A 19,662-nucleotide genomic window follows, 5' to 3' on the forward strand; every position below is an offset into this window, starting at 1 on the left:
GAAATATCCTCCGTTTAACATCGTTATGATAAACATAAAATGCCATAGAAATTTTATATAATTCAGATGGGTATAATTAAAAAATCAATCCAGCGCCTTCACCATCTTCCCACTCGTCACAAACGTCCCGGCCCCCAGATGATGCAGCGTATTCAGCTTATCCCCGTCAAACTGCCAGCGTCCGGCGACAAATGCGCGTTCATCTGCCGCGGCGGAAACCACTTCGCCAAACAGGGTGTCATATTTCTCGGCCGCAGAAGTGACAGGTAATAACCGACACTCCATCCACGCCAGACATTTCTCTTCTATAACCGGCAGACCAAGCTCAGGGCCATGAATAACCGGGATCCCGTAGCAGTTAAATTTATCCTCGTCGCGCCCGCTGACGCTGCCGACCGCCCAGGTCCAGTTGGCTGCCGCCACGCCGGGGATCACAATGCCGAATTTCCCGCTGCGTTCGATCAACTCCCGTGACCACGCGCTTTTGTCTACCACGATCGCGATACGCGGGGGTTCAAATTCCACCGGCATAGACCATGCGGCGGCCATGACGTTGCGACGATCGATGGTCTCATCCCGGCTGGTGATGAGCACGGTTGGACCGTGATTCAGAAGACGGCTGGCATGACGTAATTCAACAGGACGAAAGTGGCTCATAGGATCTCCTCATGTACACGATGAGTATGCCGAAAAAGCACTTTTGCGCATATGCATAAGGGAAAATAGTTTATAAACAGGGGATATCACATCATGGAGCAAATCATGTCCCCATTTCTGAGTGCTTATTTTGCCCGCACGGGCTGGCAGCAGCCCGTACAGGTTAATATCGATACCCTGCGGGGGCTCCATTTACACCATAACTGCGCGATCCCTTTTGAAAATATTGACGTCGTTTTGCCGCGGGAAATCCATTTGGACGACGGGTGTCTGGTGGATAAACTGGTCACCGCGCGTCGGGGGGGATATTGCTTCGAGCAAAATGGCCTGTTTGAACGGGTGTTGCGCGAAGTTGGGTTTACGGTACGCAGCGTGCTGGGGCGGGTTGTGCTGGCGAATCCGTCGCAGATGCCGCCGCGCACGCACCGGTTGCTGCTGGTTGAGCTGAACGGCGAGCGCTGGATCGCTGATGTAGGATTTGGCGGACAAACGCTGACGGCGCCGATTCGTTTGATCGCCAACGAGGAGCAGGAAACCCCGCACGGGTGCTATCGTTTGCTGAGCGAGGGTAACGACTGGGTACTGCAATTCCGCCATCACGAGCACTGGCAGTCAATGTACCAATTTGACCTGGGGACGCAGTACTTCAACGATTACGTGATGGGTAACTTCTGGTCGGCGCACTGGCCTCAGTCCCATTTTCGTCATCACCTGCTGATGTGTCGCCACCTGCCGGACGGGGGCAAGCTGACGCTGACCAACTTTAATTTTACCCACTGGCAGAACGGTCATGTGGAGGAGCAGATCCATTTGCCGGATGCGGAGGCGCTATATAAGCTGATGCAGGAGCGGTTTGGCCTGGGCGTTGATGACCCGAAGCACGGCTTTACGCTGGCAGAGCTGACGGCCGTGATGGCGGGGTTTGATACGCATCCGCAGGCGGGGAAATAGCCCGGTGGCGGCTACGCCTTTCCGGGCCTACGGGAGTATACGTAGGTCGGGTAAGGCGTAGCCGCCACCCGACAAATCAACGGCGCGATCTTACCACCTGATACCGACGCGTGAAGTACTCAAACGGCGCGCTCCACACGTGCACCAGGCGGGTGAACGGGAAGATGAGGAAGATCGTCATCCCCAGCACCAGATGCACGCGGAAGATCGGCGCGACGCCGCTCAGCATTTCCGACGAGCCGCCCTTAAACGTGACGATACCCTGCGCCCAGCCGACCAGCTTCATCATCTCGCTTCCGTCAGGGTACTGAGCGGAGAAAGGAATGGTCGACAGCCCAAGGATGCACTGAAGCAGCAGGATACTCATGATGATAATATCCGGCGTGGTGGACGTGGCGCGCACCCGCTGGTTGAACAGGCGTCGGATCAAAAGCATCGACCCACCGATCAGCGTCAGCACCCCGCAAATACCTCCCGCAATCATGGCTAACTGCTGTTTAACCGCGACGGGTAAAAACCAGGCGTACATCCAGTGCGGGGTTAACATGCCGAACAGGTGCCCGAAGAAGATCCCCAGAATCCCAATATGAAACAGGTTCGAAGCCCAGTTCATCCCGCGCTTGCTGAGCATCTGGCTTGATGACGCCCGCCAGGTGTACTGCCCATAGTCGTAGCGCAACCAACTGCCGAGGAAGAAGACGGTGGCGCAGATGTACGGATAAATGTCATAGAAAAACACGTTCAGGTAATGAGTCATTTTGGGCCTCCGGCGCTGACGTCCACGTACTGCGGCGCGACGTCCTGGCTAAAGCGTCGTTGATATTGCTGCATCGGCGAACTGTCGCACGATGTGGCGTTGTCTTCGATAAACTTGACCTGTTCCTCTTCCCACACGGCGTCCAGCGCCTGACGGGTATCATCCCGTTTTTCACCGGATACCTGTTTCGCCACGCTGTCGCTGGAAAGCCGTGTTTCCGCCAGCGACAGCAGGGCGTCAAACAGCTGGTAATGCGCTACCTCGCGCTGTTTCAGGCGGCCTCCAATCAGCGCCAGTATAGGCGCGACGTTTTGCAGCCCTTCACGCGCCTCGTCGTCGCTGACGATACTGAGATATTCCAGATAGAGCGGCAGATAGTCCGGCAGCTCGCGGCAATCCAGCTCCAGCCCGGCTTTCTCATACTGGCTCATCAGGTCGACCATCGCCTGACCGCGATCGCGGGACTCGGCGTGAACGTGCTCGAACAGCAGTAGTGAAGTCGCGCGCCCCCGCTCGAAAACTTCACACCATTCGGCCTGCTTATCCAGCAGCGGGGCGCTCAGGTGCTGCTGCGCAAACGGCAGTAGCATGGGCGCATCCTGTTCCACCAGGGAAAGCGCTTCTTCACGGTTATCCCAAAGCAGCTCATCGGGATACTCAATCAGTAGCGCGATGATTTTAAGGATCTGCATTATTCTCCCTCCCCGTGATCGCGCACCTCGGTAATGTTGATCGCGTCGATGCGGCTGCTGTTGAAAAGGTTGAATTTGGTGTCGGAGCCGTGACAGCCGTCACCGAAGGTGAAGCCGCAGCCGTTTTTCTCCGGGAAGGCGTCGCGCGCCATTTCGCGGTGGCTGGTCGGGATCACGAAGCGGTCTTCGTAGTTAGCGATGGCCAGATAGCGGTACATCTCCTCAACCTGCGCTTCGGTCAGGCCCACTTCCTCAATGGCGCGGGTATCGGTCACGCCTTCCACGGTCTGGGAGCGTTTGTAGTGGCGCATCGCCATCATGCGCTTCAGAGCGCGCAGCACCGGGCCGGTATCGCCCGCGCTGAGCATATTTGCCAGGTATTGCACCGGGATGCGCAGGCTTTCGACCGCAGGCAGTACACCGTCGCTCTGCGGCAGACCACCCGCGTCCGCGTAGGACTGAATCGGTGACAGCGGCGGCACATACCAGACCATCGGCAGGGTGCGGTATTCCGGATGCAGCGGCAGGGCGAGCTTCCAGTCCATCGCCATTTTGTAAACCGGGGAACGCTGCGCTGCGTCGATGACGTTCTGCGGGATGCCCTGCTTCAGGGCTTCTTCAATCACCGCCGGATCGTTCGGGTTAAGGAACACGTCGCACTGGCGCTCATACAGATCGGTTTCATGCTCGGTGCTGGCCGCCTCTTCAATACGGTCCGCGTCATACAACAGCACGCCAAGGTAGCGGATGCGTCCAACGCAGGTTTCTGAGCAGACGGTCGGCTGGCCGGACTCGATGCGCGGATAGCAGAAGATGCACTTCTCTGACTTGCCGCTTTTCCAGTTGAAGTAGATTTTCTTGTACGGACAGCCGCTAATACACAGACGCCAGCCGCGGCATTTGTCCTGATCGATCAGCACAATGCCGTCCTCTTCGCGTTTGTAAATCGCACCGCTCGGGCAGGTGGCGACGCAGCTCGGGTTGAGGCAATGCTCGCACAGGCGCGGCAGGTACATCATGAAGGTGTTTTCGAACTGGCCGTACATCTCTTTCTGGATCTTCTGAAAGTTTCGATCGCGGGCGCGTTTTTCGAACTCGCCGCCCAGCAGCTCCTCCCAGTTTGGTCCCCAGACGATCTTATCCATCCGCTTACCGTCAATCAGCGAGCGGGGGCGGGCGGTAGGGAGGTGATCCCCCTCCGGGGCGCGGTGCAGATCCTGGTAATCGAAGGTGAAAGGTTCATAGTAATCGTCAATCTGCGGCAACACGGGGTTGGCGAAAATTTTCGACAGGACGCCCATTTTTCCGCCGAGGCGCGGGGTCAGCTTGCCGTGAATACTGCGGATCCATCCACCTTGCCACTCATCCTGATCTTCCCAGTTTTTCGGATAGCCGATACCCGGTTTGGTTTCGACGTTATTAAACCACGCATACTCCATCCCTTCGCGCCCGGTCCAGACGTTCTTACAGGTGACCGAGCAGGTGTGGCAGCCAATGCATTTATCGAGATTCAGTACCATGCCAACCTGTGAGCGTATTTTCATTTTTTCGCCTCCTGAACCTGATCCCGACCTTCGCCGTCCAGCCAGTTAATGTTTTTCATTTTGCGGATCATAATGAACTCGTCGCGATTCGAGCCGACGGTGCCGTAATAGTTAAAGCTGTACGCCAGCTGCGCGTAGCCGCCAATCATGTGGGTCGGTTTCGGACAGACGCGGGTGACCGAGTTGTGGATCCCGCCGCGCCGTCCGGTCACTTCTGACCCCGGAATGTTCAGAATGCGCTCCTGAGCGTGGTACATCATGGTCATGCCCGGCGGCACGCGCTGGCTGACCACCGCGCGGGCGGTGAGGGCGCCGTTGGCGTTGAAGGCTTCGATCCAGTCGTTGTCCTCAATCCCCAGCTCGCGCGCGTCGGTTTCGCTGATCCAGACGATTGGCCCCCCGCGTGACAGGGTCTGCATCAGCAGGTTTTCGCTGTAGGTGGAGTGAATGCCCCATTTCTGGTGCGGCGTCAGGAAGTTAAGCGCTTTTTCCGGGAAGCCGTTCGGCGGGATCTCGCGCATGTGGGTGACGCTGCGGGTATCAATCGGTGGACGATAGGCCACCAGACTTTCACCGAAGGCGCGCATCCAGGTGTGATCCTGATACAGCTGCTGGCGGCCGGAAATCGTGCGCCACGGGATCAGCTCGTGAACGTTGGTATAGCCTGCGTTATACGAGACATGCTCGCTCTCAAGGCCGGACCACGTTGGGCTGGAGATAATTTTGCGCGGCTGCGCCTGAATATCGCGGAAGCGGATTTTCTCGTCTTCTTTGTTCAGCGCCAGATGGGTGTGATCGCGCCCGGTCAGTTCGCCGAGGGCCTCCCAGGCTTTGACCGCGACCTGACCGTTGGTTTCCGGCGCAAGAGCGAGGATCACCTCTGAAGCATCAATGGCGGTTTCAATGCGCGGTCGGCCTTTGGCCGGGCCGTCGAGCTTGACGTAATTGAGCTTGCCGAGGAAATCGACTTCGTTTTGCGTGTTCCACGATATGCCTTTTCCGCCGTTGCCGAGTTTGTCCAGCAGCGGACCGAGAGAAGTGAAGCGCTCGTAGGTTTCCGGATAGTTGCGCTCGACGACCGCAATGTTTGGCGCGGTTTTACCGGGGATGAGATCGCACTCGCCTTTGCGCCAGTCCAGAATATCAAAAGGCTGCGACAGTTCCCCCGGGGAGTCATGCTGTAGCGGCTGTAGCACCACGTCAGTTTCGGTGCCGAGATGCCCGACGCACACTTCAGAGAAGACTTTGGCGATGCCTTTGTAGATCTCCCAGTCGCTGCGGGACTCCCACGCCGGGTCAACGGCGGCAGAGAGCGGGTGAATAAACGGATGCATGTCCGAGGTATTCATATCGTCTTTTTCATACCAGGTGGCGGTCGGCAGGACGATATCGGAGAACAGGCAGGTGCTGGACATACGGAAATCGAGCGTCACCAGCAGATCCAACTTGCCCTCAATGGCGGCGGTTTGCCATTCAACCTCTTCAGGTTTGACATCATCCGTTGAGCCTAAATCCTCGCCCTGAATCCCGCTCTCGGTGCCAAGCAGGTATTTGAGCATGTACTCATGGCCTTTTCCGGACGAGCCAAGCAGGTTAGAACGCCAGACAAACAGGTTGCGCGGGTGGTTCTTGCCGTTGTCCGGCTGTTCGCAGGCAAAGCGAATATCGCCCGATTTTAACGCCTGCACGGTGTAATCCTGCGGCGACATCCCGGCGGCGTCGGCGCGGGCCTTAACGTGCAGCGGGTTGAGGTTGAGCTGCGGCGCGGAAGGGAGCCAGCCCATGCGCTCGGCGCGGACGTTGAAATCAATCAGATGTCCGGTGAATTTCGACGCGTCTGCAAGAGGAGAAAGCAGCTCCTGTGCGGTGAGCTTCTCATAGCGCCACTGGCTGGCGTGGTTGTAGAAGTAAGAGGTGCTGTTCATCTGGCGCGGCGGACGGTTCCAGTCCAGTGCGAAGGCCAGCGGCAGCCAGCCGGTTTGCGGGCGCAGCTTCTCCTGGCCGACATAGTGCGACCAGCCGCCGCCGCTTTGCCCGACGCAGCCGCAGAAGACCAGCATGTTGATCATCCCGCGGTAGTTCATGTCCATGTGGTACCAGTGGTTCACACCGGCCCCGAGGATGATCATCGAACGACCATGGGTTTTGTGCGCCGTGTCGGCAAATTCACGGGCGATTTTTTCTATCAGGTAAGCGGGGACGCCGGTAATTTGTTCGCCCCAGGCCGGGGTGTAGGCTTTGATCTCGGCGTAGTTTGCCGCCGCGTTACTGTCTTCCAGACCGCGATCGAGGCCGTAGTTTGCGAGCACCAGATCGTACACGCTGACCACGCGTCTCTGGCTGCCGTCGGCCAGCGTCAGGGTTTTACTCGGTACGCGGCGCGTCAGCACCGGCTCCTGCTTCACGCTGCGGAAATGCGGGTTCTCGTTGCCCCCGAAGTAAGGGAAGGCCACGTCTGCCACACTGTCGTGGGTGATGAGCAGGGAAAGCGTCAGCTCGGTCTCCTGTCCCGCGGCCAGCGACTCCAGGTTCCATTTGCCTTTTTCGCCCCAGCGGAAACCGATAGAGCCGTTCGGCGCCACCAGATTTCCGGCGACGTCAAAGGCGATGGTTTTCCACTCCGGATTATTGGTTTCACCCAGCCCGTCGGCCAGATCCGACGCGCGCAGCATGCGGCCCGGCACCACGCGACCGTCAGCCTGTTCATCCAGCAGGACCAGCATCGGCATGTCGGTGTAGCGGCGGCAATAGTTGAGGAAGTAATCGCTCGGGTTATCAAGGTGGAACTCTTTGAGGATCACATGCCCCATCGCCATGGCAAGGGCACTGTCGGTACCCTGTTTGGGGGCCAGCCACTGGTCGCTGAGCTTCGCCACCTCCGAGAAGTCCGGCGTAATGGCGACGGTCTTGGTGCCTTTGTAACGCACTTCGGTAAAGAAGTGGGCGTCCGGGGTACGCGTCTGCGGCACGTTCGAGCCCCAGGCAATGATATAGCTGGAGTTGTACCAGTCCGCCGATTCCGGCACGTCGGTCTGCTCGCCCCAGGTCATCGGCGATGCCGGAGGCAGATCGCAGTACCAGTCATAGAAGCTCAGGCAGGTGCCGCCGAGCAGGGAGAGATAGCGCGTACCGGCGGCATAAGAGACCATCGACATGGCCGGGATGGGGGAAAAACCGGCTACCCGATCCGGGCCGTAGTTTTTGATGGTCCAGACGTTGGCGGCAGCAATCAGCTGGTTAAGCTCTTTCCAGTTTGAGCGGATAAACCCGCCTTTACCGCGCGCCTTTCTGTAGCTTTGCGCTTTCTGTGGATCGTTCTGAATGGCATCCCAGGCCAGCACTGGATCGGTATGCTGCGCCAGCGCCTCGCGCCAGAGTTCGATCAGCCTGCGGCGTACCAGCGGGTACTTGAGACGGTTGGCGCTGTAGAGATACCAGGAGTAGCTTGCGCCACGCGGGCAGCCGCGCGGTTCGTGGTTAGGCAGGTCGGGGCGGGTACGCGGGTAGTCGGTCTGCTGGGTTTCCCATGTCACCAGGCCATTTTTGACATAAATCTTCCAGCTACAGGAGCCGGTGCAGTTAACGCCGTGGGTGGATCGCACAATCTTGTCGAACTGCCAGCGCTGACGGTAGCTGTCCTCCCAGTCGCGGTTGGTGTGGTACACCTGGCCGTGCCCATCGGCGAAACTGTCGCCTTTTGTTTTGAAGTAACGGAAGCGGTCCAACAGTTTGCTCATGACATTTCTCCTGCTTCGATAACATGGCCGGAGGGTGAGGCATCACGCTCCGGCGAAGAGGTAGTTATTATTTTTGTGAGGATTTGCGGCCGTACACCAGCCAGGTGACGAGCACGCAGACGATGTAAAACACGAGGAAGACTTTCATGGCGCCCACCGGGGAACCGGTCATCGCCAGGGAGGTGCCAAAGGCTTTGGGAATAAAGAACCCGCCCACCGCACCGATGGCAGAGATAAAGCCCAGCGCCGCAGCCGTTTCGGTCACCGCTTCATGCTGTGCCTGTTCATCGCTCCCGCCCTGTTTTTTCACGCGGTCGAGGGTGATTTGGCGAAAGATAATCGCGATCATCTGGAAGGTCGAGCCGCTACCCAAGCCTGCGGTCAGAAACAGGCCCATAAAGACCAGATAGAAGGCGATAAAGCTGCCTGAACCAGACCCGGGGAGCGTCAGGAAAATCAGGGCGCTAAAGATGGCCATAAAGACGAAGTTGATCAGCGTCACCCTTACGCCGCCCAGTCTGTCCGAAATCATTCCGCCAGCCGAACGCGCCAGGGCGCCGATCAGTGGGCCAAAGAAGGCGAGGTGGAGGATATTAACGTCCGGAAACTGGGTTTTCGACAGCATGGCAAAGCCTGCCGAGAAACCGATAAACGAGCCGAAGGTTGCCAGATAAAGCAGGCTCAGCAGCCAGAGATGAAAGCGCTTAAGCACCGGAAGCTGGCTGGCAATGGACGCTTTCGAGCTGGCGATGTCATTCATGCCAAAAAACGCCGCAATGGTGGCCAGAATCAGCAGCGGCGCCCAGATCCACGCCGCGTTCGCCAGCCACATCGTCGAGCCATCCTCCTGCGGTACGCCGTGCACGCCGAGGAAGGTAAACATCGGCAGGAAAATCACCAGCGGCGCAACCAGCTGCATCACACTCACGCCCAGGTTACCCAGCCCGCCGTTAATGCCCAGTGCGCTGCCCTGTCTGGCTTTCGGGAAGAAGAAGCTGATGTTTCCCATACTGGAAGCGAAGTTGGCACCGGCAAAACCGCAAAGCAGCGCGATGATGATGAAGATCCAATAGGGCGTGGCGGTATTCTGGATGGCGATCCCAAGCCAGACACAGGGTACGACCAGGATAACGGTACTTAACACGGTCCAGTAACGTCCGCCAAATATCGGTACCATAAAAGAGTAGGGGACACGCAATATCGCGCCGGAGAGAGAAGGTAATGCCGTTAGCATAAAAAGCTGATCGGTGCTGAAATTAAATCCGACCTTATTAAGATTTACCGCAATAGCGCTAAACAACATCCAGACACAAAATGCGAGCAGCAAACACGCCACGGAAATCCACAGGTTTCTTCGTGCGATATGTTTCCCTTTATTCTCCCAAAATTGCGCGTTTTCCGGTTTCCAGTTACTCAACAGATGCTGATTACTCTTCTCGCTTTGATGTGACATATCACCCTCTTGCTTACCGAAGTGGAGAGAAAAAAGAAGGAAAAACAGAAAGATATCTGTCAGTGGCGTATGAAATTTATAGGATGTTATGGGATACATCTGAAAGGATAGATAAAAAAGCGAATCCCTGAGTTTGGAATGGGAATCAGGGTTCGCTTTATGTGTTACTAATTGTAACTCTTTGCGGAAATTAATACTCCGATGGGAGTATTAAAACAATTCGAGGGAGATAAGTTTATCCAGATGCTTATTAAATGCCGCGTCGTCCATTTCAGGCATATTTAAGACGTATATGCCATCCAGGCCACATACCAGACCAATTAAACGCCAGGCGATATTTTCCGGCTGATCAGCAAGCGTAAAGGCGTTGGCCTCCGCCCCGGCGCGGATAATTGCGACCGTTTCCTGGTGCCACATCTCCATGGTCAAAACGTAGGCGCCTTTGATATCGCTATCCCGGCTGGCGAGAATTTGCGCCTCCCGCCACAGCCGAATGTAGGGCTCAAACCCGCCGTCATCGCTGCCGAGCATGGCATGCAGGCGCTCGCGCCAGCCTGCGTTTTCGCCAACGATTTCAGCATCCAGCAAATCGCGGATCAGCCTGACAAACGCCAGCGATTTAAGCTCGCCCGCCGACGCAAAGTGGTGATGCACCTGCCCGGTGGCGACGCCCGCTTCGGTAGCGATTCGGCGCACGGTCATCGCAGCGAATCCTTCGGTCAGCGCCACGCGCATTGCGGCCTGTAGGATCTCTTCCCGCCGCTCGTCCTTGCTCAGATAACGCATAATTTCTCACTCTCAATGGCAACGAAACGAGTGTAACAAAGAGCTGGACAAGTGTTCAACTTTACGTAGGATCGCAATCTGGACATGTGTCCAGTTTTTAAATGAAAAGGAAATTTATGTTTCGTCAGTGGTTAGCGTTAGTGATTATCGTGCTGGTGTATATCCCGGTGGCGATTGACGCGACGGTGCTGCACGTGGCGGCGCCAACATTGAGCATGACGCTGGGTGCCAGCGGCAACGAATTGTTGTGGATTATTGATATTTACTCGCTGGTGATGGCGGGGATGGTGCTGCCGATGGGCGCGCTGGGCGATCGCATAGGTTTTAAGCGCCTGCTGATGATCGGCAGCGTGCTGTTTGGCCTGTCATCGTTAGCGGCGGCTTTTGCGCCGTCCGCGGGCTGGCTGATTGCCGCCCGCGCGTCGCTGGCGATTGGCGCAGCGATGATCATTCCGGCTACGCTTGCAGGGATTCGCACGCTGTTTATTGACGTGCGGCACCGTAACATCGCCCTTGGCGTCTGGGCTGCCGTTGGGTCGGGCGGCGCGGCGTTTGGCCCGCTGATTGGCGGCATGCTGCTGGAGCACTTTTACTGGGGTTCGGTCTTCCTGATTAACGTGCCGATCGTGCTGATCGTGGTTTCGCTTGCTGCGCGCTTTGTGCCTGCTCAGCAGGGTCGGCCCGAGCAGCCGCTCAATATCAGCCATGCCATTATGCTGATTGTCGCCATTTTACTGCTGGTCTACAGCGCCAAAACCGCCCTGAAAGGGGTGCTGTCGCCGTGGATGGTGGCCTCTACGCTGCTTACCGGGGCGGTGATGCTGTTTATTTTCGTCCGTATCCAGCTGCGCGCGCGCGTGCCAATGATAGACATGCGTCTGTTTTGCCATCGCATTATTTTAAGCGGCGTGGTCATGGCAATGACCGCCATGATTGCGCTGGTGGGCTTTGAACTGCTGATGGCGCAGGAGTTGCAGTTCGTGCATGGTTTTACGCCGTTTGAAGCAGGGATATTTATGCTGCCGGTGATGGTGGCGAGCGGATTTAGCGGGCCGATCGCGGGTGTGCTGGTCGGGCGTCTGGGGCTGCGCATTGTCGCGGCCGGAGGCATGGGGCTAAGCGCGATCAGTTTTATCGGCCTGTCGACGCTCGATTTCAGCACCCAACAGTGGCAGGCGTGGAGCCTGATGGTGCTGCTGGGCTTCAGTGCCGCCAGCGCACTGCTGGCATCGACGTCAGCGATCATGGCTGCCGCGCCGAAAGAGAAAGCGGCCGCGGCAGGCGCGATCGAAACCATGTCCTACGAGCTGGGCGCTGGTCTCGGGATCGCCATTTTCGGTCTGTTGTTAACCCGCAGCTTTTCGGCGTCAATTGTACTGCCGCAGGGGCTGAGCGCGTCGCTGACCGATAAAGCCTCGTCGTCCATCGGTGAAGCGATGAAGGTTGCGCAGGAACTGACGCCGTCACTGGCCGAGCCGGTGATGACGGCGGCGAAAACCGCGTTCATCACCTCGCACAGCGTGGCCCTGGGCAGTGCGGGTGCCATGCTGATGATTCTGGCGATCGGGATCTGGTTTAGTCTGGCGAAGGTCGGAGGGCAGCAGTAAAAAAAAGGCCAGCCGCGAGGGCTGGCCTTTTGAACTAACACCTCTTAGAACTGGTAGGTCAGACCTACAGCCACGATGTTGTCGGTAGCCACTTTGGCATCTTTGGTGAACTGGCTGTCATCCACGAGGTTGATTTTGTAATCAACGTAGGTGGACATGTTTTTGTTGAAGTAGTAGCTCGCGCCAACGTCAACGTATTCAACCAGGTCCTGGTCGCCATAAGAACCGATGTCTTTACCTTTGGATTTCAGGTAAGCGATGGATGGACGCAGACCGAAGTCAAACTGGTACTGAGCCACAACTTCGAAGTTCTGTGCTTTGTTGGCAACGTGACCGCTACCGAACGCCGTCATGTTGCGGGTTTCAGAGTAGGTGGTTGCCAGGTAGATGTTGTTCGCATCGTACTTCAGGCCAGCAGCCCAGACTTCTGCGTTTTCGCCACCGGCGTTCAGGTTGCTTGCAGCACGAACCTGACGGTCAGTACGGTCAGATTTCGCGTAGGTCGCACCCACACCGAAGCCGTCGAATTCATAGGTAGAAGACAGACCCCAGCCGTCACCGTTGGATTCGGTGATCTCTGTACGGTCGTTTTTACCCTGGTACTGGGCAGCCACGTTCAGGCCGTCAACCAGACCAAAGAAGTCGGTGTTACGGTAGGTGGCAACGCCAGTGGTACGACCGGTCATGAAGCCGTCAGTCTGCGTCCAGGTATCGCCACCGAACTCTGGCAGAACGTCAGTCCATGCGCCGATGTCATAAGCAACACCGTAGTTACGACCGTAGTCGAAGGAACCGAATTCATCGAATTTCAGACCAGCGAAGGCCAGACGGGTTTTGTTGCCGTCGGAACCCTGAGCTTCAGAGCGGTTGCCCTTGAACTCATATTCCCACTGGCCGTATCCGGTCAGCTGATCGTTGATCTGAGTTTCACCTTTGAAGCCCAGACGAACGTATGTTTTGTCGCCGTCGCTACCAGCATCATCAGAAAAATAGTGCAGACCAGTAACTTTGCCGTACAGATCCAGTTTGTTACCGTCTTTGTTAAAAACTTCAGCCGCGTTAACAACGCCAGCCGCCAACATGGAAGTCACTGCCACTGCAACTAATTTAAGTTTCATCTTAACTAACCCTTATAATTTTATTTAGGTATTTCCTAAGCCACCTGAGCGATTTTTAAACGAGGCTTATCGTCAATGGCAGACTATTTTTAAAATTCCGTAGACTGCTTTCAATAATAAGTTTCAAAATATTAAAGATAATTTCAATTAGTGTGATCCTGATCCGATAAATTTCCCTTAAATCGCTCAATAAGGTTAATTTATATACATGAATTGATTATTAACCAAGCACGATAATAAGGCTGGAAATAGTTGCCATGCGTTTTTGTTTTTAGAGGGAGATAAAAGGGTTTGGCAGAGAATGTCAAGGAATGGGGCGCGTTATTGACTTTTAAAACAGTGGTTTGTGGATTTATCCTGGAGCCTGCAACTGTTTTTTAAAAGAAACATCCAGAAATAAACTATTGCACTATGTGCTATATAGCGCGGGAATATTGGGGTTGAATTAATTACACGCGTTGTCAGTTTATGTCAATTTCCACAACGGATCTGACTTTCTGTGAATACTCTATACAGAAATAGAAATACACACGAATGTTATAAATAATATTCTTTACTGTGATCACATATTAAAATAATGTTAATTTTTACCGGGCATAATTCGTGCCCGATAAAAATAAAAATGCTATTTGCGGGTGGCATACCAGCAAAGTAATGATCCGGCGCAAACCATTAATGCCCCTTGCCAGAATGAGAATGAAAGCGGAGAGCTCAGCATAATAGCCGCCAGCGCGGCAGAGAGTACCGGGGTGAAGTAGGAGACGGCCGCAAGCACCGTGACGTTACCGTGGAGGATCCCAATGTTCCAGGCGGCGTAGCCAAAGCCAAGGGCAACACCACACATCAACAGTTTCACGACTACCGGCACGCTGAATACCATTTCGGGCTGATCGCTGACGGCATATTTGACCCACAGGCTCAGGGCGGTCAGCAGGACGAAAAGAGTAATGCCATTTTGCCCTCTGGCATACCTGCTGGTGACGGTGCAGTAGGCGGCCCAGATAAAGGCACCGGCAAATGCCAGCCCGTAGCTCAGCGGGCTGGAAACGATGTTTAGCATGATGTCGTGAACGTGCAGCCCGTTTTCGCCGCCTAAGACCCAGCCCACGCCCAACAGGGAGATCGCTAAGCCGGGGATCACCCACAGGGTGGATTTTTGACCGTTGAACAAAATGGCGAACACAATCGTCAGGCTTGGCCAGAGATAATTGACCATGCCCACCTCAATTGCCTGCGAGCGCGTCGCGGCAAAGCCAAGCGACAGGGCAAGGCACATTTCATAGCTGACAAACAGGACGCTGCCCGCAATGAGATAGCCTTTCGAAAACCGTTTAATATCAGGGAAACCTACCGTCGCCAGACACAATAATCCGCTGACGGTGTAGATCATCGCTGCGCCCCCCACCGGGCCAAGTCCCTCACTGACGCTGCGGATGAGACCCACCATGGTGCTCCACAGCAGTATGGCCACCAGGCCAATCAGCGTTGCTCTTTTTCTGTCCATTACCCTGCCAGTCTCATAAAAATCAAAGGGTAAACTTATAGCATCTAACCCATTCACCAGGCGAATTTTCTGTTTCGCGGTTAACCCGAAAGGAGTAATAAATCATACCGGCGGTGACTATTAAGGGGGCGAAGTTCGGCGACCTTGATTTGACGCAAAAAAAACAGGGGCTTTGCTGTTAGTTTGCGGCGCGAAGTCTTATCAGATAACGAGGACAGCAATGGACGTCAGCCGCAGACAATTTTTTAAAATCTGCGCGGGCGGTATGGCCGGAACAACAGCCGCAATGCTGGGATTCGCTCCCAAAATGGCGCTGGCTCAGGCACGCAACTATAAACTGCTGCGCGCGAAAGAGATCCGTAACACCTGCACATACTGCTCCGTGGGTTGTGGGCTATTAATGTATAGCCTGGGTGATGGCGCGAAGAACGCCAAAGAAGCGATTTATCATATTGAAGGGGACCCGGACCATCCGGTGAGCCGCGGGGCGCTTTGCCCGAAAGGGGCGGGGCTGCTGGACTACGTCCACAGTGAAAACCGTCTGCGCTATCCGGAATATCGTGCGCCGGGCTCTAAGAAATGGCAGCGCATCTCCTGGGACGAGGCCTTCTCACGTATTGCAAAACTGATGAAAGCGGATCGCGACGCCAACTTTATTGAAAAGAACGAGCAGGGCGTGACGGTAAACCGCTGGACCTCCACCGGGATGCTGTGTGCATCTGCGGCAAGTAATGAGACCGGCATGCTGACGCAAAAATTTGTGCGCTCCCTCGGCATGCTGGCGGTTGATAACCAGGCGCGCGTCTGACACGGACCAACGGTAGCAAGTCTTGCTCCAACATTTGGTCGCGGTGCGATGACCAACCACTGGGTTGATATCAAAAACGCAAACGTCGTGGTGGTGATGGGCGGTAACGCCGCTGAAGCCCATCCGGTGGGATTCCGCTGGGCGATGGAAGCGAAAAACAACAACGATGCGACGCTGATTGTCGTCGATCCACGCTTTACGCGTACGGCATCGGTGGCTGATATTTATGCGCCGATCCGCTCCGGTACGGATATTACGTTCCTTTCCGGCGTGCTGTTGTACCTGATCGAAAACAATAAGATTAACGCGGAATACGTTAAGCATTACACCAATGCCGGCCTGCTGGTGCGGGAAGATTTCGCCTTCGAAGATGGCCTGTTCAGCGGCTATGACGCAGAGAAACGTCAGTACGATAAATCGTCCTGGAACTATCAATTCGACGAAAACGGCTACGCGAAACGCGATGAGACCCTGAGCGATCCGCGCTGCGTGTGGAACTTGCTGAAACAACACGTTTCCCGTTATACGCCAGACGTGGTGGAAAACATCTGCGGTACGCCGAAAGCAGACTTCCTGAAAGTATGTGAAGTGCTGGCCTCCACCAGTGCCGCCGACAGAACAACCACCTTCCTGTACGCGCTGGGCTGGACGCAGCATACCGTGGGCGCGCAGAACATCCGTACCATGGCGATGATCCAGCTGCTGCTCGGCAACATGGGGATGGCCGGTGGCGGCGTGAACGCCCTGCGCGGACACTCCAACATTCAGGGCTTAACCGATCTCGGCCTGCTGTCGACCAGCCTGCCGGGTTACCTGACCCTGCCGTCGGAGAAGCAGACCGACTGGCAAAGCTGGCTTGACGCCAACACGCCAAAAGCGACGCGTCCGGACCAGGTGAACTACTGGAGTAACTACCCGAAGTTTGCCGTCAGTCTGATGAAATCGTTCTACGGCGATGCGGCGCAGAAAGAGAATGACTGGGGCTTTGAGTGGTTGCCGAAATGGGATCAGGCTTACGATGTCATCAAGTATTTCAACATGATGGATAAGGGCGACGTCACGGGGTATATCTGCCAGGGCTTTAACCCGGTGGCGTCATTCCCGGATAAAAACAAAGTCGTTCGCAGCCTGAGCAAGCTGAAGTACATGGTGGTTATTGATCCGCTGGTCACCGAAACGTCTACGTTCTGGCAGAACCACGGTGAGTCTAACGATGTCGATCCGGCATCCATTCAGACCGAGGTGTTCCGCCTGCCCTCGACCTGCTTTGCGGAAGAGGACGGTTCTATTGCCAACTCTGGCCGCTGGCTACAGTGGCACTGGAAAGGTCAGGATGCGCCGGGTGAAGCGCGTAATGACGGCGAAATTCTGGCCGGTATTTACCATCGTCTGCGCGAGATGTACCGCACCGAAGGCGGCAAAGGCGCAGAGCCGCTGCTGAAGATGAGCTGGAACTACAAGCAGCCGGATCATCCTGAGTCTGAAGAGGTGGCAAAAGAGAACAACGGCGTGGCGCTGGCCGATCTGTACGATGCCAACGGCAATATGGTCGCGAAGAAAGGCCAGTTGCTCAATAGCTTCGCGCTGTTGCGTGACGACGGAACCACGGCCTCGTCCTGCTGGATCTACACCGGCAGCTGGACGGAGCAGGGTAACCAGATGGCCAACCGTGATAACGCCGATCCGTCAGGCCTGGGCAACACGCTGGGCTGGGCATGGGCGTGGCCGTTGAACCGCCGCGTACTGTACAACCGTGCCTCGGCAGACGTGAACGGTAAGCCGTGGGATCCGAAACGCATGCTGATCGAGTGGAACGGCACGAAGTGGACGGGGAACGATATCCCGGACTTCAGCACCGCCGCGCCGGGCAGCAACACCGGGCCGTTTATCATGCAGCCGGAAGGGTTGGGACGTCTGTTTGCCATCGACAAGCTGGCGGAAGGGCCGTTCCCGGAACATTACGAGCCGATGGAAACGCCGCTCGGCACTAACCCGCTGCACCCGAACGTAGTTTCCAGCCCGGTAGTGCGTATCTATGAAGATGACGTGCTGCGTTTAGGTAAAAAGGACAAGTTCCCGTATGTCGGAACTACCTACCGCCTGACTGAGCATTTCCATACCTGGACCAAACATGCGCGGCTTAACGCCATCGCGCAGCCGGAACAGTTTGTGGAGATAAGCGAAACGCTGGCGAAGGCGAAAGGCATTGCCAATGGCGATCGCGTGACGGTGAGCAGCAAGCGCGGCTTTATTCGCGCGGTAGCGGTGGTCACCCGTCGTCTGCAAAGTCTGAACGTACACGGCCAGCAGGTAGAAACCGTCGGCATCCCGCTGCACTGGGGCTTTGAAGGGGTGGCGCAGAAAGGCTACATCGCCAATACCCTGACGCCAAACGTCGGCGATTCCAACTCGCAAACGCCGGAGTATAAAGCGTTTCTGGTCAACATCGAGAAAGCGTAAGGAGCGATTAAATGGCGATGGAAACACAAGACATTATTAAACGCTCCGCGACCAACCCGATAACGCCCGCGCCTCGCGCGCGGGACTACAAGGCAGAAGTCGCCAAGCTGATCGATGTCTCCTCCTGCGTGGGCTGTAAGGCCTGCCAGGTGGCCTGCTCGGAGTGGAACGATATCCGCGACGAGGTGGGGCACTGCGTTGGCGTTTACGATAACCCGGCTGATCTGAGCGCCAAGTCCTGGACGGTGATGCGCTTTAGCGAAACCGACCAGAACGGCAAGCTGGAGTGGCTAATCCGTAAAGACGGCTGTATGCACTGTGAAGATCCGGGCTGCCTGAAGGCATGCCCGTCTGCGGGTGCAATTATTCAGTACGCCAACGGGATCGTCGACTTCCAGCAGGATAACTGTATCGGCTGCGGCTACTGCATCGCAGGCTGTCCGTTTAATATCCCGCGCCTCAATAAAGAAGATAACCGGGTCTATAAATGCACGCTGTGTGTCGATCGCGTCAGCGTCGGACAGGAGCCTGCCTGCGTGAAGACCTGTCCTACCGGGGCTATCCACTTCGGCACCAAAAAAGAGATGCTGGAAGTGGCGCAGCAGCGGGTGGATAAGCTCAAAGCGCGCGGCTATGACAAGGCCGGGATTTATAACCCGCAGGGCGTGGGCGGTACGCACGTCATGTATGTTCTGCACCACAATGACCAGCCGGAGCTGTATCACAATCTGCCGAAGGATCCGGCGATCGATACCTCAATCAACCTCTGGAAAGGGGCGCTTAAGCCGCTCTCAGCGGCGGGCTTTATCGCCACCTTTGCCGGGCTGATTTATCACTACATCGGTATCGGGCCGAATAAAGAGGTGGATGACGACGAGGAGGAGCATCATGAGTAAGTCGAAAATGATAGTGCGCACAAAATTTGTCGATCGCGCCTGTCACTGGACGGTGGTCATCTGCTTCTTCCTGGTGGCGGTATCCGGCATTTCGTTCTTCTTCCCGACGCTACAGTGGCTAACGGAAACCTTCGGGACACCGCAGATGGGGCGCATTCTGCATCCGTTCTTCGGCGTACTGATTTTCGTGGTGCTGATGTTTATGTTTGTGCGTTTCGTTCATCACAACATCCCTGACAAGCAGGATATTCCGTGGCTAAAAGGGATTGTTGAGGTTCTGAAAGGCAACGAGCATAAAGTCGCGAAGGTGGGCAAATATAACGCCGGGCAGAAGATGATGTTCTGGACCATCATGAGCATGATTTTTGTGCTGCTGGTGACCGGGGTGATCATCTGGCGTCCGTATTTTGCGCACTATTTCCCGATTCAGGTAGTGCGCTACGCGCTGTTGATCCACGCGACCTCGGCCATTATTCTGATCCACGCCATTCTGATCCATATGTATATGGCATTCTGGGTGAAAGGATCGATTAAAGGCATGATTGAAGGGAAGGTGAGCCGCCGCTGGGCGCAGAAGCACCATCCGCGCTGGTACCGCGACATTGAGCGTCTTGAAGCGCAAAAAGAGAGTTCGGAAGGGTTGAAGTAAACCTTGCGCCGTCGGCATTGTCCGGCGGCGCTGCGCTTGTGCT

General features: G+C 55.9%; 14 protein-coding genes. 5 read left to right on the top strand and 9 right to left on the bottom strand.

What is annotated here, in order from left to right; genetic code table 11:
• Window positions 1-84: 84 nt before the first annotated feature.
• Window positions 85-657 carry a flavin reductase family protein gene (locus INF86_RS20120; protein ID WP_023300182.1) on the bottom strand — a complete coding sequence of 191 codons (573 nt, stop codon included), beginning with the start codon at window positions 655-657 and terminating at the stop codon, window positions 85-87.
• Between the two features lie 105 nt (window positions 658-762).
• Between INF86_RS20120 and nhoA the strand changes: the two genes are divergently transcribed.
• Complete coding sequence (gene nhoA, locus INF86_RS20125) at window positions 763-1,608, top strand: N-hydroxyarylamine O-acetyltransferase (RefSeq protein ID WP_046621439.1); 846 nt, start codon at window positions 763-765, stop codon at window positions 1,606-1,608.
• A 76-nt stretch (window positions 1,609-1,684) separates the two neighbouring features.
• On the opposite strand, the gene narI is transcribed toward nhoA, so the two are convergent.
• The 6 genes from narI to INF86_RS20155 all read right to left on the bottom strand — a co-directional run bounded on the left by narI (window position 1,685) and on the right by INF86_RS20155 (window position 10,577).
• Window positions 1,685-2,365: a respiratory nitrate reductase subunit gamma gene (gene narI, locus INF86_RS20130; protein ID WP_022648214.1), complete on the bottom strand. Its 681-nt coding sequence runs from the start codon at window positions 2,363-2,365 to the stop codon at window positions 1,685-1,687.
• Window positions 2,362-3,057, bottom strand: a complete 696-nt coding sequence (gene narW / locus INF86_RS20135) for a nitrate reductase molybdenum cofactor assembly chaperone (RefSeq protein WP_022648213.1) — start codon at window positions 3,055-3,057, stop codon at window positions 2,362-2,364. The genes narI and narW overlap by 4 nt, the downstream gene beginning before the upstream one ends.
• On the bottom strand, window positions 3,057-4,601 hold the full coding sequence (narH, locus tag INF86_RS20140; RefSeq protein ID WP_022648212.1) for a nitrate reductase subunit beta: 1,545 nt from the start codon (window positions 4,599-4,601) through the stop codon (window positions 3,057-3,059). The genes narW and narH overlap by 1 nt, the downstream gene beginning before the upstream one ends.
• Window positions 4,598-8,338, bottom strand: coding sequence for a nitrate reductase subunit alpha (locus INF86_RS20145; RefSeq protein ID WP_023306262.1), 3,741 nt, complete (start codon window positions 8,336-8,338; stop codon window positions 4,598-4,600). The genes narH and INF86_RS20145 overlap by 4 nt, the downstream gene beginning before the upstream one ends.
• A 67-nt stretch (window positions 8,339-8,405) precedes the next feature.
• On the bottom strand, window positions 8,406-9,791 hold the full coding sequence (locus INF86_RS20150; protein ID WP_058646716.1) for a NarK family nitrate/nitrite MFS transporter: 1,386 nt from the start codon (window positions 9,789-9,791) through the stop codon (window positions 8,406-8,408).
• Between the two features lie 210 nt (window positions 9,792-10,001).
• Window positions 10,002-10,577 carry a TetR family transcriptional regulator gene (locus INF86_RS20155; protein ID WP_015570471.1) on the bottom strand — a complete coding sequence of 192 codons (576 nt, stop codon included), beginning with the start codon at window positions 10,575-10,577 and terminating at the stop codon, window positions 10,002-10,004.
• 116 nt (window positions 10,578-10,693) lie between these two features.
• Here INF86_RS20155 and INF86_RS20160 point away from each other — a divergent pair, with 116 nt between their 5' ends.
• Entirely contained in the window at window positions 10,694-12,184 is a 1,491-nt protein-coding gene (locus tag INF86_RS20160; protein WP_023306260.1) for an MFS transporter, read from the top strand.
• A gap of 44 nt (window positions 12,185-12,228) precedes the next feature.
• Here INF86_RS20160 and ompC read toward each other — a convergent pair whose 3' ends face one another.
• On the bottom strand, window positions 12,229-13,302 hold the full coding sequence (ompC, locus tag INF86_RS20165; protein WP_045308155.1) for a porin OmpC: 1,074 nt from the start codon (window positions 13,300-13,302) through the stop codon (window positions 12,229-12,231).
• Between the two features lie 625 nt (window positions 13,303-13,927).
• Window positions 13,928-14,806, bottom strand: a complete 879-nt coding sequence (gene yddG, locus INF86_RS20170) for an aromatic amino acid DMT transporter YddG (RefSeq protein WP_032624206.1) — start codon at window positions 14,804-14,806, stop codon at window positions 13,928-13,930.
• Between the two features lie 220 nt (window positions 14,807-15,026).
• Between yddG and fdnG the strand changes: the two genes are divergently transcribed.
• The 3 genes from fdnG to fdnI are packed head-to-tail and all read left to right on the top strand — an operon-like array spanning window position 15,027 to window position 19,619.
• Entirely contained in the window at window positions 15,027-18,074 is a 3,048-nt protein-coding gene (gene fdnG, locus INF86_RS20175) for a formate dehydrogenase-N subunit alpha (protein ID WP_154850452.1), read from the top strand.
• 11 nt (window positions 18,075-18,085) lie between these two features.
• Window positions 18,086-18,970 (top strand): formate dehydrogenase subunit beta, encoded by an 885-nt coding sequence (gene fdxH, locus INF86_RS20180; protein ID WP_003857048.1) that lies wholly within the window; start codon window positions 18,086-18,088, stop codon window positions 18,968-18,970.
• Window positions 18,963-19,619 carry a formate dehydrogenase-N subunit gamma gene (gene fdnI, locus INF86_RS20185; RefSeq protein ID WP_023300174.1) on the top strand — a complete coding sequence of 219 codons (657 nt, stop codon included), beginning with the start codon at window positions 18,963-18,965 and terminating at the stop codon, window positions 19,617-19,619. Before fdxH ends, fdnI begins: the two co-directional genes overlap by 8 nt.
• The last annotated feature ends 43 nt before the right edge of the window (window positions 19,620-19,662 follow it).

It is taken from the genome of Enterobacter cloacae complex sp. I1M, from assembly GCF_014982425.1.
GTDB lineage: Bacteria > Pseudomonadota > Gammaproteobacteria > Enterobacterales > Enterobacteriaceae > Enterobacter > Enterobacter intestinihominis.